This is a genomic window from Xenorhabdus miraniensis (assembly GCF_002632615.1).
Genome location: NZ_NITZ01000100.1, coordinates 1 through 814, shown reverse-complemented (window position 1 = coordinate 814; position 814 = coordinate 1). Strand labels below are relative to the sequence as shown.

1 protein-coding gene is annotated in these 814 nt (G+C 47.2%); it reads right to left on the bottom strand.

Features of this window, described 5'->3' with window-relative positions; translation table 11 throughout:
- The coding region (locus tag Xmir_RS22230; RefSeq protein WP_099116117.1) for a DUF4123 domain-containing protein at positions 1–788 on the bottom strand (788 nt) is incomplete at its 3' end.
- Positions 789–814 lie beyond the last annotated feature (26 nt).

Here is an 814-nt window from a genome sequence, read left to right as displayed (position 1 = left end):
GCCCGCATATGTCCCGGCTGACTGTATTCGGTTAATTGGGAATAGATCGCCGTTGGCAGGTCATCAAGTGTGAGATAGTGCCGGATGATGAAGAGCTGGAGTAATCCTCGGACATTGCGATCATCCGTAATACCGTTTTGACTGAACCAGTCAAAAAATTGTCGGGCACACGCCACTGTGTCTATATGGGGAATAAAATCAAAAGGGGCTTTTTCCAGCCAATCAGGGATGAATCTGGCTAATTTTTCGATATAGCGTTCGGTGAAAATGGCCTGTATTTTCTCTAACTGGATCTCTGTAATGGCAAGCATTTTACGTTTGCTGCTTGCGCCAACAGGAAAAGGTTCTCTGATTTTTGCAAAGTTATCCGTGCGTTCTGCTTCAAGATAAAGTGTTGTGATCCGCGTGATTGGCCCCAAAAAACAATGCAGCTCCCAGTCACTCAACACCCCCAGAAAATCCCAGATATTGCGGGGATCATAAAAACGGAAAAAGACCGGTTTTTCCTGCTGTGGAAGCAGAACTTGCAGGTATTTGCGTAAATGCTGGCGCACAGTTTTCATGTCGGCTGTGCTGTGGACGAAAATCCCCCACGGGGTTTTGCGACATTCCAGCCAGATTTTGACTTCTTTCGTGACCTGTACCAGATAAGGGGCGATTTCCACCAACTCTGGCTGAAGGGGCTCACCATAAAGACAGGCGGAAGGCGGGTCATAGCGCTCCAGCATTAAAAACAGATCAGATTCTGCCGCACCATCAATAATGGCGTAGAGTTTTTCCTGACTCATTCGGGCTTCTCCTTTTCTTTCATTGG